Annotated in this window: 16 protein-coding genes; 5 read left to right on the top strand and 11 right to left on the bottom strand. The window is 60.3% G+C overall.

The window, feature by feature from the left end:
- The first annotated feature begins 7 nt into the window (after positions 1–7).
- Positions 8–826, top strand: a complete 819-nt coding sequence (locus KBW81_RS14475) for a Crp/Fnr family transcriptional regulator (RefSeq protein ID WP_254247649.1) — start codon at positions 8–10, stop codon at positions 824–826.
- Between the two features lie 54 nt (positions 827–880).
- Here the strand turns inward: KBW81_RS14475 and KBW81_RS14480 are convergent, their stop codons facing one another.
- The 6 genes from KBW81_RS14480 to KBW81_RS14505 form a co-directional block, all read right to left on the bottom strand.
- Positions 881–1,474 (bottom strand): hypothetical protein, encoded by a 594-nt coding sequence (locus KBW81_RS14480; protein ID WP_090186399.1) that lies wholly within the window; start codon positions 1,472–1,474, stop codon positions 881–883.
- 45 nt (positions 1,475–1,519) lie between these two features.
- Positions 1,520–2,092 (bottom strand): DUF3618 domain-containing protein, encoded by a 573-nt coding sequence (locus tag KBW81_RS14485; protein WP_254247650.1) that lies wholly within the window; start codon positions 2,090–2,092, stop codon positions 1,520–1,522.
- Positions 2,082–2,480, bottom strand: a complete 399-nt coding sequence (locus tag KBW81_RS14490) for a phage holin family protein (RefSeq protein WP_090186393.1) — start codon at positions 2,478–2,480, stop codon at positions 2,082–2,084. The genes KBW81_RS14485 and KBW81_RS14490 overlap by 11 nt, the downstream gene beginning before the upstream one ends.
- Before the next feature lie 2 nt (positions 2,481–2,482).
- Positions 2,483–3,019: a hypothetical protein gene (locus tag KBW81_RS14495; RefSeq protein ID WP_254247651.1), complete on the bottom strand. Its 537-nt coding sequence runs from the start codon at positions 3,017–3,019 to the stop codon at positions 2,483–2,485.
- Between the two features lie 138 nt (positions 3,020–3,157).
- Positions 3,158–4,177: a UDP-glucose 4-epimerase GalE gene (gene galE / locus KBW81_RS14500; RefSeq protein ID WP_254247652.1), complete on the bottom strand. Its 1,020-nt coding sequence runs from the start codon at positions 4,175–4,177 to the stop codon at positions 3,158–3,160.
- 51 nt (positions 4,178–4,228) lie between these two features.
- Positions 4,229–4,621: a rhodanese-like domain-containing protein gene (locus KBW81_RS14505; protein ID WP_254247653.1), complete on the bottom strand. Its 393-nt coding sequence runs from the start codon at positions 4,619–4,621 to the stop codon at positions 4,229–4,231.
- 202 nt (positions 4,622–4,823) lie between these two features.
- On the opposite strand from KBW81_RS14505, the gene KBW81_RS14510 reads away from it, so the two are divergent.
- The 4 genes from KBW81_RS14510 (at position 4,824) to KBW81_RS14525 (ending at position 10,753) form a co-directional block, all read left to right on the top strand.
- Entirely contained in the window at positions 4,824–6,443 is a 1,620-nt protein-coding gene (locus tag KBW81_RS14510) for an alpha-glucosidase (protein WP_254249075.1), read from the top strand.
- Positions 6,444–6,545: 102 nt separating this feature from the next.
- Entirely contained in the window at positions 6,546–7,385 is an 840-nt protein-coding gene (locus KBW81_RS14515; protein ID WP_254247654.1) for an AraC family transcriptional regulator, read from the top strand.
- Positions 7,386–7,405: 20 nt separating this feature from the next.
- A complete protein-coding gene (gene deoC / locus KBW81_RS14520; RefSeq protein WP_254247655.1) occupies positions 7,406–8,404 on the top strand; it encodes a deoxyribose-phosphate aldolase in 999 nt (332 codons plus the stop codon).
- A gap of 42 nt (positions 8,405–8,446) precedes the next feature.
- Complete coding sequence (locus KBW81_RS14525; protein WP_254247656.1) at positions 8,447–10,753, top strand: aldehyde dehydrogenase family protein; 2,307 nt, start codon at positions 8,447–8,449, stop codon at positions 10,751–10,753.
- Positions 10,754–10,853: 100 nt separating this feature from the next.
- Here KBW81_RS14525 and KBW81_RS14530 read toward each other — a convergent pair whose 3' ends face one another.
- From KBW81_RS14530 to KBW81_RS14550, 5 genes are read right to left on the bottom strand one after another with little or no spacing between them, the layout of a single operon-like run.
- A complete protein-coding gene (locus tag KBW81_RS14530; RefSeq protein WP_254247657.1) occupies positions 10,854–11,540 on the bottom strand; it encodes a DUF1523 family protein in 687 nt (228 codons plus the stop codon).
- Between the two features lie 21 nt (positions 11,541–11,561).
- Positions 11,562–11,831: a hypothetical protein gene (locus KBW81_RS14535; protein WP_245754134.1), complete on the bottom strand. Its 270-nt coding sequence runs from the start codon at positions 11,829–11,831 to the stop codon at positions 11,562–11,564.
- 9 nt (positions 11,832–11,840) lie between these two features.
- Positions 11,841–13,160: a DUF6638 family protein gene (locus tag KBW81_RS14540; RefSeq protein WP_254247658.1), complete on the bottom strand. Its 1,320-nt coding sequence runs from the start codon at positions 13,158–13,160 to the stop codon at positions 11,841–11,843.
- Positions 13,161–13,170: 10 nt separating this feature from the next.
- Positions 13,171–13,503 (bottom strand): hypothetical protein, encoded by a 333-nt coding sequence (locus KBW81_RS14545; protein WP_090186372.1) that lies wholly within the window; start codon positions 13,501–13,503, stop codon positions 13,171–13,173.
- A complete protein-coding gene (locus KBW81_RS14550) occupies positions 13,500–15,437 on the bottom strand; it encodes an AAA family ATPase (protein WP_254247659.1) in 1,938 nt (645 codons plus the stop codon). Before KBW81_RS14550 ends, KBW81_RS14545 begins: the two co-directional genes overlap by 4 nt.
- Positions 15,438–15,454 lie beyond the last annotated feature (17 nt).

The raw sequence follows: 15,454 nt of genomic DNA on the forward strand, positions 1-15,454 counted from the left end.
ACGACCTATGAAACCACATCAAGTTTCAAGTGTTGCGTCATGTAAGGCGTGCAAGTCGGTGACTGCCGCCTTGCCAAGCAAGAGGTGGTTTATGTTAAAGACTGTTCAAAGTGCGTTTCAATCCCGGATCAGCCGGCACATCCTATTAACTGATACCGAGCGGGACGCCCTGTCGCGCCTCGAAGGTCAGGCCGTGGCTTTGGGTAAGCGGGATCACGTTTTTTCAGACTCGAAGCCAAACGATCGGATCGCCATCGTGCGGTCTGGGTGGGCCGTGTCGCGTGTGCGCAGTGATGGCAATCAGACCACTATTTCCCAAATTTTTATGGCCGGTGACATCATCGGCCTTTCTGACATCGGACTTAATCGCCCCCCGCACGAGACGACGATGCAGACTGATGGGTCTGTGCATCTCCTTAGCCGCAAGGCTCTTTGCGATTTCGGTGCCCAGCACCCGCGCCTGTTTGCGCTGATTTTGTCGCTGGCCAGCCTTGATGCCACGGCGCTGAATGATCGCCTGCACGCCATCACGCGCTATTCGGCCGAAGATCGGCTGATGCATTTTCTGCTCACGATCAAAGCCAAATCAGAACAAATCAGCGAACACGCTTCTGATCGGTTTCCGCTGCCTTTGTCGCAGAAAGAGATCGGTGATGCGCTTGGCTTGACCGATATCTACGTCAATCGTTTGCTGCGGGGTTTGCAGAAGTCGGGACAACTGTCCCTGACCCGCCCGAACGTAAAGATTAACGAACGTAGCGTCTGGGCGACGCGGCTAAACTTTCAAGATCGCTATGCAGCCTTAGATTTCAGCTGGGCAAGCTAACGAAAAAAGGGCCCCGCACTGCGGGGCCCTTTCATTTAGGAACGTATCTTTCGCTTATTTATCAGCAGCTTTTGCAGCTTTGTCGGCGACATCATCCACCGTTTTGCGAACTTTATCTTCGGCCTGCGATGCGGCGTCTTTCAACGCGGCCTTGGCCGAACCTGCAGCCTCTTGCGCGGCGGTCTCTAACTCTGACCGGGCGGCAGCGATGGCGCGTTCTGCGCGGGCGCGTTCCTCGTGATACACGCGCTCTGCTTCGTCCATCAGGGCATCGCGGCGCGCACCCAAATAGCTGTCTTCGGTTCGGGTCTTTGGCAGCAGGGCCGCAACCGCAGCACCGACGGCAAAGGCCAAAGCACCGATCACCAGTGGCTGGCGGTCAAACAAATCACCGGCAGAGTCGCGGCCGTTCGACACGGCGCTGCTGGCCTGGCGGCGCGCCTCAACGGCACGGTGACGGGCGGCAACGACGCGTTCACGCGCGGCTTCTGACAGACCTTCGGTCCCTTCGGACAGGCGGTCGCGCAGGCGGCGCGCTTCGGCGCTAACGTCATGACCGACCCGGTGCATCGTGTCGTTTGCATCGTGGGCCAACTTTTGCGCCGTATCGCTAGCGCTGTTCAGCATGTCTTTTGCAGTATTGCTCATGGGATTTTCCTTTACGGGTTACAGGCCTTTAACCTGCATAAATGTTCAACGACGGCGCGGGTTCGGGTCCTGATCATCACGGGCCCACAGCGGATCAGAATCATAAGCTGGCACAGGGCGTGCCTGCGCAGACAGCGCCTGGTCGGCCCAGACGTCGGCGTCCTCTTCCAACTGGGCCGCAGCCATATCGGCCGGGCTGCTGTCATAGTGATGCACTTCTGGACGGGTCGCGGGTTTGACCGGAGCCATACCGATCCGCGGCTTTTTACTGCGCGGCGCGCGTTCAGGCGTCACAGCGCTAATCGCCAGCCAAGCAAGGCCCAGACCGATGACCGCAAACGGCCAAGGGTTTTTCTGCGCCGTCCGGCTGACCGTTTCGCTGGCGGTTGCGATTTGATCGCGCATCACAACCGAAACGTCACGTGTCACGATGCCGACTTGGCCACGCAGTTGGGCGGTAACTTCGTCGATCTGGCCGCGCACCTGCAGCTTTACTTCTTCCATCAGACCATCAACGGTCAAACGGTTTTGCAGGACATCCAGATCACGTCCAAGCCGCGCGCGCTCTAGCGCGATCTCAGCCTCGATCTCTGCCGGTTTACGCGTATCAGCGGTCATTATAGGCCTCTTTCATCATCTGCGCGTCGGCCTTTAGGCTGCGGGCTGTGCGGGTCGGCGCGATGCTGGACAGCTTCAGCCGCTTAACGCCCACGATCACCAAAATGATGGCGATCAGCAGGACAACGAGGCCCACCAAGACGGTGGCCCAAAGCTGGCTGATCCCGGCCAGAACAAGCGCAGAGATCACAGCCGTGGACAGCACGGACAAGCCGATGAAGGCAAGGATCACAGCGACGACCAAAAGGCCCAGCGCCGCGCCTGCACGTTTCAGGTTCTGGTCAACCTCGGCACGCGCCAGATCGACCTCTTGGCGCAGCAAATTGCCGACGCTGCTTAGCACATCGTTCAGCAGTGAACCGGTGCTACGGGGGTCATGGGACTCCATGTTCAGCCCCGACCGTCTGTGTCAGCATTGCCGTGGCGCGGCGGCATGAAATCGTCGCTGCCGTGATAATCGGGCTGCGAAGTAGCCGCGCCATTGCGCTCTGACGCTTTGGCAAAGCGGCTAACCGCGAAACCGGCCAATGCAGCACCAGCCAGAAAAACAAGCGGGTTGCGGCGGGCAAAGTGGCCAACGTCGCTAAGCGCTGTGCCCAGATCCTTGTTGCTGATCGCATCAGACGCATCCGCCAGCGTATCGGCAATCTGGCCAAACGTGCGTTCCTGCGGGCTGCCCGTGCGGCTTTCGTTCGCAGCCTTACGCAGGGCAGAGGCGACGTTGTTCACCTCTTGCGCGGCGGCACCTTTGGCTGCGTCCGCGCGGGCGCTGACTTCGGATTTAATGGTCTCTTTGGCATCATGAGCGACCGACTTGGCCTGCTCTGCCACGTCATTTACGACGCTTTTCGCCTCGGCGCTTGCGTCATGGGCTGCGGACTTTGCGTCACGCGCAGCGGCGTCCACCGTGTTCTTGATATCCGTCATTGCAATCTCTCCGGCTGGGCCGAAGGAGGCGCGATTACGGGCTCCTCATTCGGCGTTCATGTCATTGTAGACAAAACAGCGCAGCAGATGATTTGGTTCCGGCGGGTTGCCAGAATTGCCCCAGAATCGCCAATGACGTCAGTCATAGGTTCCGCGAAATCCGTGGGGATTACCAGACTGCCAAGCCCATGTGCTAGCCGCCATGTCATCCAGCGTATGGGTCGCGGACCAACCAAGTTCGGCATGCGCACGCGTCGAATCCGCCTGCATCGCCGCAATATCGCCTGCACGGCGCGGCGCGATGACAACGGGGATCGCATGGCCAGAGGCTTTGCGGAACGCCTCTACCATCTGCTGCACGCTATAGGGCTGTCCGGTGCCGATGTTGAACGCCCGCGCGCCGCTATGATTTGCCACGTAATCGACGGCGGCAACATGGGCCCGTGCCAGATCGACAACGTGGATATAATCACGCTGTCCCGTGCCGTCAGGCGTATCGTAATCATCGCCAAAGACGTTCAGATGAGCCCGCTGCCCCACCGCAACCTGCGCGATATAGGGCATCAGGTTGTTCGGCACGTCCGATGGATCCTCGCCCAGCGTGGCAGAGGCATGGGCACCAACCGGATTGAAGTAGCGCAGCAGCACCGCCGAGCCATCCTTGGCCACAGCCCAATCGGTCAGGATCTGCTCTGCAATCATCTTGGTGCGACCATAGACAGAGGTCGGGTTCAGCGGGTGCGCCTCGTCATACGGCAAATAGACTGGCTCGCCATAAACCGTGGCGGACGACGAAAAGATGATCCGCTTGCAGCCCGCCGCATCCATCGCGCGCAGCAGCGCAATGGTGCCATTCACATTGACATCGTAATAGCCAAGTGGGTCTTTCATGCTGTCGCCAACGGCCTTGAGCCCGGCAAAGTGGATCACCGCATCAGGGCGAAAATCAGCCATCACTGCGTTCAGGGTCGCGTCATGGCGCACGTCGCCTTCGACTGCAGTCACCGTGCCATTGGTCAGCTTGCGCACCCGGTCCAGCACGACAGGGCTAGAGTTGTCGTAGTTGTCGAGCACACAGACTTCATGCGCCTGCCCTAGCAATTCGACAAGCGTATGACTGCCGATATAACCGGCACCGCCGGTGACCAGAACGCGCATGAAATGCCTCCCTTGAATACAGCGCCTGCTTAGGCGACCACCGCTGCCGGATCAATCCCGCGGCGCGGGCACCTCGACCGGGCCGCTTTGGGCTGTCCAGTCGCTAAATCCGTCCCGCAGATGGGCGGCCGCAAAGCCCATGTCGTTCAGCGCCGCCACGGTTAAGGCAGACCGCCAGCCGCTGGCGCAATGCAGGATGAACCGCTTGTCTTGGGCAAAAACCGGCTTGTGATAGGGGCTGGCCGGATCGACCCAGAATTCAATCATCCCGCGCGGGGCATGGATGCTGCCGGGGATATAGCCATTCTTGCGCTCGCGCACGTCGCGGATATCGACGATGACAACGTCAGGGTCATCCAGCAGCGCCATGACAGCGGCCGTATCCAATTCTTCGATCCGCGCCCGCGCTGCGGCGACCATTTCAGAGACCGGTGTAATCGCCATCGCACATATCCTTTTACCGTTGCGCGCCCGCCGCCGCCTGCCCTCAACACCACCCGCATCGCGCATCAAGGTCAAGCACGCGCCACCATTTCGCAGATATTCGACTGATTTTTTTGCCCTCGCACACGCTTTTCCCGGCGCTGCGCCTTACACTTTGCAAAGTCACTGCTAAGCTCACCGCAACAATAAGCGGAGCGATATGATGCGGGAATGGTGGCGTGACGCGGTGATCTATCAGATCTATCCGCGATCCTTTCAAGACAGCACGGGTGACGGGGTCGGCGATCTGAACGGGATTACCCAGCGGTTAGAGCATATCGCCAGCCTTGGGGTGGATTGCATCTGGCTGTCCCCGATCTTTACCAGCCCGCAAGCGGATATGGGCTACGACGTGTCGAATTATACCGACATCGACCCGATCTTTGGCACGCTCGATGATTTCGACCGGATGCTGGCGCGCGCGCACGAACTGGGGCTCAAGGTCATCACCGATCAGGTGCTGTCCCACACCTCTGATCAGCACCCGTGGTTTATCGAAAGCCGCAAGGATCGCACCAACCCAAAGGCAGACTGGTACGTCTGGGCTGACCCAAAGCCTGACGGCAGCCCGCCAACGAACTGGCACAGTCACTTTGGTGGCCCCGCTTGGGAATTCGAGGCTGTGCGCGGTCAGTACTATCTGCACAACTTCCTGTCGCAGCAGCCTGACCTGAACTTTCACAACCCTGACGTCGTCGACGCCATTTTGGACACAGCCAAGTTCTGGCTGGACCGCGGCCTTGATGGTTTCCGCCTTGATACCGTGAACTACTACTTCCACGACAAACATCTGCGCTCTAACCCCGCGGCCAAGGGCGGGCGGCAGGTCATGGCGACAGATCTGTATGGGATGCAGGACAACATCCACAACAAGAACCAGCTTGAAAACCTTGCATTTCTTGAACAGCTGCGCGCGCTTTGCGACCAATACGACGACATCATGATGGTCGGCGAAGTCGGTGATATGGGCCAGCGGTCCATCGATCTGATGGCCGAATATACCAAAGGCAGCAGCCGCCTGCATATGGCGTACAGCTTTGCGATGCTTGGGCCTGACTTTAACCCCAAGCATTTCCGCGGCTGCATCGAAGGCTTTCAAAAAGGTGCCCCCGACGGGCAGCCGGAATGGTCCTTTTCCAACCACGACGTGCCGCGCCATGTCACCCGCTGGGCCGAACACGCCGTATCTGACGAGTCCATTGCTAAGCTCGCCTGCGCCATGCTGATGAGCTTTGAGGGCACCATCGGCATCTATCAGGGCGAAGAGCTGGGCCAGCTGGAAACCGTGATGAAGTTCGAGGAACTGACCGACCTGCAAGCGATCCGCTACTGGCCGGGCGTCAAAGGCCGCGACGGGTGCCGCACCCCGATGGTCTGGGACCACAAAGCAGATAACGCAGGGTTCACCGCTGGCACACCATGGCTCCCGGTCAAAGCACCGCAGGTCGCCCATTCTGTCGATCTGCAAGAGGCGCAAAATGACAGCGTCCTGCATTTTTACCGGCAAACGATCGGGTTCCGCAAATCACATCCCTGCATGACGCGGGGCAAGACCGCGTGGATCGACCTGCCCGATCCGATGCTGGCCTTTACCCGCAGCACGGCGGATCAGCACCTGACTTGCGTGTTTAACCTGTCCAAGGATCCGCAAACGCTGACCGTGACAGGAAAGGCGACGTTAACCGGGCCGCAACATGCGACCCTAGCAGACAGCACATTGATGCTGCCCGGAAATGGCTTTGCCTTTCTGGGTCACAGCGCAACTTTAAAGCTGACGGCCTGATGGGCCAGCGGGCGGGGCGCATTCGCGGCCCTGCCCGCGAACAGCTGCGTCCTGCTGGCACAAAAGATGCACAAATATGCAAAACTATGTCAGCTTGATCCCATGACGCAGCGCACCCTCACTCATCATGACGTTCTGCCGCCCGGGACCAGCATCCACCTGACCCGCGCCCTGCTGACGCCTGCACGGCCCAAGGCGCTGCACACCCACGATTTCACTGAACTCTTTTGGGTGCAAAACGGCACCTTAAGGCACCACCTGCCCTCAGGGGTCGAAACATTGACCGAAGGCGCGCTGATCCTGCTGCGCCCCGGCCAACCACACGCCCTGCAAGGGCGCGGCGATGCGGCGCTGGCTGTGTCCATCGCGATTCACCCCGATCTGGTGCAGAGTCTTGATGCCCGCCTGCCGCCACTGCCCTTTTGGCTGGCGGAACACGGCCCTGCGCGCACGCATCGCGACAGTCGGCAGTTGGTAACGCTGAACCACGCCGCTGGCCTGCTTGAACGCGGCCCCTGCGACAGCCTCGCGGCAGAGGCGTTTCTGCTGCCCCTGCTGGCCGACCTGATCCGGCACGAGACAGGCCTGCCAACCGGTGCCCCCACATGGCTTCACCGCGCCTGCGCCATGGCGCATGATCCTGCGATCTATCGCGGCGGGGCGGCCACCTTTGTTGCCGCCACCGGGCAAAGCCACCCTCATGTGTCACGCAGTATGCGCCGTTGGCTGGGCCAGTCGCCCACGCAATACGTCAACCGCATCCGCATGACCCAAGCCGCCCGCGCCCTGACCAGCGACAGCGAGCCAATGGCCGAGGTTGCCGCTGCGGTCGGGATTGCGAACCTGTCACATTTCCATAAGCTGTTCCGCAGCCACCATGGCGTGACCCCGCTGCACTATCGCCAACAGTTCCAACGTGACGTCGTGCAGCCCAGCGCTTAATTGACCAAAGGGTCAAAAACATGCCACAAGACCCCACCGCCGCCTCAGGAGCTTTCCCCGTGACGACAAAAGAACATCTGCCGCGCAATCCGGGCATGCCTTTGGATATGGACTGGGTCATGTCGGCGCAGGCCAATACGTCCGCCATTGAACGCCGCGCCGCGACCCTGCCCGGTCGCCGCAGCGTGAAAAAGGACTATCAGGCCGCGTGGCTGTGCAAAGCCATCAGCCTGATCGACCTGACGACGCTTTCTGGCGATGACAGCGCCGGACGCGTGCAGCGCCTGTGCGCCAAGGCCCGCCAGCCTGTCGCGCCTGATCTTTTGGAAGCGCTGGATATGACCGGCCTGACCACCGGTGCCGTCTGCGTCTATCACGATATGGTCGAAACCGCCGTCGCCGCGCTTACTGGCTCTGACATTCCTGTTGCCGCAGTGTCCACCGGCTTTCCCGCCGGCCTGTCGCCATTCCATCTGCGCATCGCCGAGATCGGCGAAAGCGTCGCCGCCGGAGCCGCGGAAATTGATATCGTCATCAGCCGCCGCCACGTTTTGACCGGCAACTGGCAGGCACTTTATGACGAAATGGCCGAAATGCGCGCCGCCTGCGGCGATGCCCACGTCAAAGCGATCCTTGCGACCGGAGAGCTGGGCACCCTGCGCAATGTCGCCAAAGCCTCGCTTGTTTGCATGATGGCTGGCGCGGATTTCATCAAGACGTCGACCGGCAAAGAACCTGTAAACGCGACATTGCCGGTGACCCTGACCATGATCCGCGCGATCCGCGATTATCATGACCGCACTGGCATTTACGTCGGCTACAAACCAGCTGGCGGGATCTCCAAGGCAAAGGACGCGCTGGTTTATCTGTCGATGATCAAGGACGAACTGGGCGACCGCTGGCTGCAGCCCGACCTGTTCCGCTTTGGTGCCTCGTCCCTTCTGGGCGATATCGAACGGCAATTGGAACACCACGTCACCGGCAGTTATTCTGCCAGCTGGCGTCACGCGATCGGCTAAAGCCGGTTTTTGAGTATTTTTAAAAAAGCGAGGACTGGGCGCATGACCGTCAAGGAGATCTTCGAGACCATGGACTACGGCCCCGCACCTGAAAGCAGCAAAGAGGCGCTGGCGTGGCTTGCGTCTAAGGGTGACTTTGGTCACTTCATCGGCGGCGCGTGGACCGCGCCCGGCACGCTGTTTGCCGTGATGAACCCGGCGACGGATACCCTGCTGGCGCAGGTGACCCAAGGCACGCAGGCCGATGTGGACGCGGCTGTCAAAGCGGCGCGCAAGGCGCAACCCGCTTGGGCCAAGGACGGGCACGCGCGGGCAAAAGTGCTTTATGCGCTGGCCCGCATTTTGCAGAAGCAGTCGCGCCTGTTTGCCGTGCTGGAAACGCTCGATAACGGCAAGCCGATCCGCGAATCCCGCGATATCGACGTGCCGCAGGCTGTGCGGCACTTTTATTACCATGCCGGCATGGCGCAGATCATGGCGGACGAATTGCCGGACCGGCAGGCGCTTGGCGTGTGCGGTCAGGTCATCCCGTGGAATTTCCCCCTGCTCATGCTGGCGTGGAAAATTGCGCCAGCCTTAGCGATGGGCAACACGGTTGTGTTGAAACCTGCCGAATGGACGCCGCTGACCGCCTTGCTGTTCGCAGACATCTGCAATCAAGCTGGCGTACCGCCGGGCGTTGTGAACATCGTGACGGGCGATGGCGAAGTCGGCGAGATGATCGTCACCGCTGACGTAGACAAAGTCGCCTTTACCGGATCGACCGGCGTCGGCCGCCGCATCCGCGAACTGACCGCTGGCACCGGCAAGGCGCTGAGCCTGGAGCTGGGCGGCAAGGGCCCGTACATCGTGTTCGAGGACGCAGATATCGACAGCGCCGTAGAGGGCGTCGTTGATGCGATCTGGTTCAATCAGGGCCAAGTGTGCTGCGCTGGCTCTCGTCTACTGGTTCAAGAAGGTATCGCAGATGTCTTCTACACCAAGCTAAAGGCCCGCATGAGCGGCCTGCGCATTGGTGATCCGCTGGATAAGTGCATCGACATCGGTGCAATCGTCCACCCGCGCCAACAGGCGCGCATCCGCGATATGCTGGCGGCCCACCCAGAGGGTGAGACGTTCCAGACCACCGCCCCGGATGGCTGCTATTTCCCACCCACGCTGATCACCGGCCTCGCCCCGGCGTCGCCGCTGATGCAGCAAGAGATTTTCGGCCCAGTGCTGGTCGCGACAACCTTCCGCACCCCGGTCGAGGCGGTCGAGATCGCCAATTCCACACGCTATGGCCTTGCGGCTTCGGTCTGGTCGGAAAACATCAATCTGGCGCTCGACGTCGCGCCAAAGCTGGTCGCCGGGATCGTATGGGTCAACGGCACCAATATGATGGACGCCGCAGCAGGCTTTGGCGGCGTGCGCGAAAGCGGCTTTGGCCGCGAAGGCGGCTGGGAAGGGCTGACAGGCTATACCAAGCCAGTTGCAGCCCCAGCCAAAACGCGCAGCATCGCAGCACATACTGGCGACGGCGGTGCAGGCGGGCTGGATCGCACCGCCAAGCTGTATATCGGCGGCAAGCAGGCGCGGCCTGACAGCGGCTACTCCCGCGCGGTCTACGGCCCCAAAGGCGCACTGCTCGGTCACACCAGCCTTGCCAGCCGCAAAGACCTGCGTAACGCGGTCGAGGCGTGCAATGCCGCTAAGGGCTGGGCCAAGTCCAGCGGGCATCTGCGCGCGCAGATCCTGTATTACATGGCGGAAAACCTGTCCGCCCGTGCCACCGAGTTTGCGACGCGTTTGAAATCGCTGACCGGAAGCGACGGCACAGCAGAGGTCGAGGCCAGCATCAGCCGTCTGTTCAGCGCAGCGGCTTGGGCCGATAAATACGATGGCCAAGTGCACGACGTGCCGATCCGCGGCGTCGCGTTGGCGATGAAGGAACCTGTTGGCACCATCGGCATCCTTTGCCCCGATGACGCCCCGTTGCTTGGCCTTATCAGTGCAATGGCACCCGCGATTGCGATGGGTAACCGCGTGATCCTTGCCGCCTCTCAGCCGTTTCCGCTGATTGCGACGGATCTGTACCAAGTGCTGGACACGTCCGACTTGCCGGGTGGTGTGGTGAACATCCTGACGGGTGATCATGGCGATCTGGCAGATCCCATGGCGCGGCATATGGATATCGACGCCGTCTGGTCCTTTGCCGATCCAGCGCTTGCAAAAGGCATCGAAGTGGCTGCCGCAGGTAACCTGAAACGCACCTGGTGCGGTGCGCTGGACTGGAGCCGCGACAACACCAAAGCGATCCTGCCGCACGCGACAGAGGTCAAGAATATCTGGATCCCCTACGGGGCCTAGACAAAAGACCAGAGGAAGGGTCGCTCCCTTCTTCTGGTTAAAAATATCTCGGGGGGCGTCGCGCAGCGACGGGGGGCTGGCCCCCCGTCGCTGCGGTTGATCAGCGGCGGTCTTTAGGCTTCCAGCTGTCGAACCAACGCCGCATCTTTGACCGGCGGGCATCCATGTTTGCCTGCGCGATATCCAGACGATCACCTGCGGCGTCCATCGCCGGATCGATCATCCGTTCGCGGAACTGGAACCACATCGCCCGCACCATGCCGATCAAGAAAATCACGATCACAAAGAACGCGATATTGAACCATGGGATGATCGTCTCGTCCGGGCTGGATACAGGGCGGATCGCAATCGCATTCGGAAAGGCCGACAAGTAGCCGTTGCGCCAACCATAGTGCGTCACGACCGCCCATTTCGGGCTTTCGGGGGTAGAGCGCAGATCGTCAGCTTCCGTCTGCAGGCTTGCCGTGTCGAACTTAAAGTAGAACGGCCAACCCCAGCCCGTATCCTCATTACGATAGACCATCACCTCGGTCGTGTCGCGCGGGACGAAGCCTAGCAGAAACGTCTCTTTGCGCACGGCTTGAATGAATTGCACGTCCCTGTTGACCAGCGTCGCGGACTGCGGGCTTGGGTCAGACCAGAAAATCCGCGTCCAGTCGTTAAGGTCCTGCCGTTCTTGATAGGTATTCACGATCCGGACGATGTCATGCTGCGGCAGCACATAGTGCAACACGACGCCGACAGCGAGGATCGGCATCAGCCGCAACAGGAAAGCCAAAATGCGCATCAGAGTCTCTCCTGCGATGGGTCAGTTCGTATTGATCACATAGACGATGCCGCCCCAGATCGCCACAGGCACAACATAGACCAGCACAAGCAGCTTTGGCCGCAGACTGGTGCGATAGGCCGCCATGCCGGTTTCGACATAGTCATCGCGGCTTTGCCCGGGCACAGGATCAGCGTCATAGTCCTTTTCCAGCCGCTCGCGCCGCAAGGATGCGGAATAGACTGATAGGGACAGGTAAATGATGCTGAGCCCGACCAGACCAAAGAAAACCAGTTTGAAAAACGTAATCATCGTGTCGCGTTATCCCCAGGGGCCGCGCCGCTTGGGCAGGGGCGGCGGTGTTTGCGGTACATGCGGCATGGCGCCGAACAAAGCGTCACGGGTGCCGACCTTGTCCGCCAGATATTCCTTTGACAGCATCTCTACCACAAATTCACGTTTTGCGTCCGGCCAGGTGGCATAAGCCGCGTAAAACGCCTGTTTGTGACAGATGAACAACTGCCGTGCATCTAGCGGGGCCAGTTCTGACAACAGCATATTCACTAAATCAGCATGGCGTCCGGGCCGCGCGCGCAGGGTATAGAAATAGCCCGCATCGTCGCTGGTGATCCGCGGCCAAGGCGCGCCATCTTCGGCCCAGCGCACCAGCGCAGCCAGCGTATGCCACGCCTCTGGCAGCGCGTCTGCATGTTGCCGGGCCAGTTGCCGCATTTGCCGAGGCGAGGTTTGCGCCAAGTCGCCGCCCAGCTTTGATGCGATGTCAGCAACCATAAAGTCCATTTTGCGCCGCAGAATATCCGCGACCTGCGGGCTTTTGGACTGCGCCACCGGCTCTACCAGATCGTTCAACTTGAAAAACGTCGCGATATCGCCCCGCGCTTGCAGTCCAATCACCGGGGACACGGGCAATTCGCCCAAGGCATCCACGTCCCCCATGGCGATCACGGCGGGATGATCGACACTGCGAAACACATAAAGCCCGCCAAATAGCGCGGTCCAGAAATCCGGTGTCTCGAATGTCATGTGCTTCAGGCGCACAGGGTTGCGGGTCACATCGCCCGTGTCCTTGGCCAGATCGATCATCTTGGCGATCAGCACATCATCGTACCAGCCATCTGAGCGGGCTGTAAAATCGTCAATCATCGCGCCCAGTTTGTCCGACGCCTCAATAGTGCCAGCGGTGGTATCGGCCTCGACCGTGATGCGGCGGATATTGAACAGTCGCGCCGGGGTATCGGCGCTGTGGACGGAATTCAGCAACTCGCCCGCCACGGCATCCTTGGCGGTCAGGGTAAACAGGGCCGCTTTGTTTTCCATGATGAACTGCCGCAGGATCGTGCGGCTGTGGGAAAACGTGGCGTCCAGTAGCGGTGCGCTGACCTGATTGGTGCTGAGCAAGATAAACTGCCGGTTCACGCCGCGCGGGTTCAGGTAGGCCGGATCGCTTAGCTCCTCGCCAATCTCGGGACTAAAGCCCGAGATATCGATATGGAACTCGGCCAGCGCCGTCTGCTTGCCCGTCAACGCCTGCAACGCCCGGTTATAGCGCGCCACCAGCGGCGGGCTGTCGACCCGGAACAGGTTCCCGAACATCAGACCGCGTTCAATTAGACGGTGCATATTGCGCCCTTCACCATGTTACCCGCACCCAAGTGCGCGGCAGTCCCATCAGCGATAGCCCTATCATGGGTGCCCAGATGATCGCAGCGGCCAATCCCAGACGTCCAAAATAGATGGCGTTCCCCAGCAGCCCCTGATCAATCAGCCGCGCCAGTGTGACCCCTGCCGCCCAATATTGGACCATAAAGTATATGCTCGTCAGCGCCGTTAGAACCAAAGCTGACAGCACTGCATTCACCGCCAATGCAGGCAGCCCCTCTGGCAGGACCATCGACCACAGTTTTGGCACCAGCCACCCCAGCAGGCCCAAGGCGATTGCAGGAATAAGCAGCCCTTCGGTCATGCACCAAGGCTCGCGGCATAGCGTTTGCGCGCAGCGTCCATGCGCTGCATGTCCCGCACCGCGTTGTCGATGGCGACTTCGTCCGACTTGTCCGCATAGCGGAATTCGCTATCGGCGTAGCGGTTGATTTCCTGCAAAACCATATCCGTCGTGATCGGCTGGCGCAGCTCGCGGATCATCCCAAGTTTCGTGTCGTAGTCCTGCCGCAGGAACAGGTCGGGCTGGTCCATCCAATCGTCCGGCAGTTCAAAGTCCATCGCCCGCACCTTGACCGCGTCAGTGATGTTCTTGATCGCGCGGCCAGTAAAGCGCTCATCCGCCTCTTGGATCGCTTTCAGATAGGTGCCCAGCTTCGCCAGCGTATCCAGATCGCCATGTTGCGCCTGAACACGCTCAAATACCCGCAGCAAACCCTCTTCATGCGGGCGCGCGTGGCTGGCATAACTGGCTGCGACCGCCTTTTGGATCGCCTGCGCGGCAAAGGCATCATGATCGCCCAGCGGGATATCGTGGTTTTTGCCCATCAGCAGTGACAGAATATCGATGTAATCCTCACGGCTTTGCGGTCCGTCCACCAGAAACCGCGCGCCGGCGCGTTGGCGCAAGGCATCATCGACGTTCTCGGGATAGTTACTGAACATGCCAAATGTGCAATTGCCGCGCACCACGGTATTCGCCCCGGCAAAGCTTTCCATCAGCACTGCGGTGATCTCCAATTGGCCCGCGCTGGACTGGCGATCGCCGCGCTTGCCGGCCAATTGGTCGATATCGTCGATGGTCCCAAACCCAATCACCGCAGGATCAATGATATTGGTAATGAAGGCCTTGGCATTTTGCCCCGACTTGCCCTGATAACTGTCGATATTATCGGTGCTTAGGTTCTGATAGCGGAATGGATAACCCGCCGTATCGCAATACCCGGACACCAGCCCCGCCATCATCTGGATTAATGTGGTTTTGCCCGTCCCCGGCTTACCGTCGCCCATAAAGGTGAAGATAAATCCGCCCAGATCAGCAAAGGGGTTCATCCGCCGATCAAAGTCATAGGCCATCAGCATCTTTGACAGGCGCAACGCCTGCGCCTTAGCGATGTGGTTGCCCACGACCTGCTCTGGCGTCTTGAAACTCATCGTCAGTTTCGTGCTTTTGCGCGCATGCGGCGCGGCAAACCCCTGAACAGTAAAGTCGTCCGCAGCGACGTGCCATGTCGCCTGGGTAAACGCCTCTAGCCCCGGCATCGCGGCGGCGCGTGCCGCAACCTTATCGGCCAGCGCATCACAAAATGCGATGACCACGGCGACCAGTGTGTCGTCATCCTTCGCCAGCGCTGCGATATCCTGATCCAGCTCCCACAGTACGCCATTCAGCGCGAGGGGGGCATTATCGGTCAACACCTCTTCAACTTCGCTCAGTTCGACCGCAGCCGTCCCCGCTTGATCAGCAAGCAAAAACCCAGCAGCAGAGGCCAGCACAAACAGCGAAATTACTGCCTCTGCCTCTAGCAGATGTACAAACCCGGCGCGGCGATCTTCGGGCAAAGTGCCCTCAAGGCTCGCGCGCTTCAGCGCCGCCAGCCCAGTGCGATCCGCAAACTGATCCGCGACACCCATAGCAATCGCAAGTCCCCGCCGTAGCGCTTGCGTCACCTGCGCCTGCACAGGCGTCACCAGATCACCATCCGCGACTGCCGCGATCCGGCCCCGCAAGGCCACCCCGTCGCTGGCGACCGTTCGCCGGGTGACAAGGCCCGGAGTCGTGCTGCGAAATGCCCGCCGTGTACCGACACCGGACGACCGTTCCTGCGCAGGGGACGGAGCAGAGGCGACAGCCAGACGCGGTGCATGTTCCAACCGATTCAGAAGCGCTAAGGCTGCAGCGTAATGTGCCCTGATATCCGCCTCGCGCAACTCCATCCGATTGCCGGTCTCGCTCATGTCATCATCCGCTTCAT

This window comes from Loktanella salsilacus, assembly GCF_024206795.1.
GTDB classification, from domain to species: domain Bacteria; phylum Pseudomonadota; class Alphaproteobacteria; order Rhodobacterales; family Rhodobacteraceae; genus Loktanella; species Loktanella salsilacus.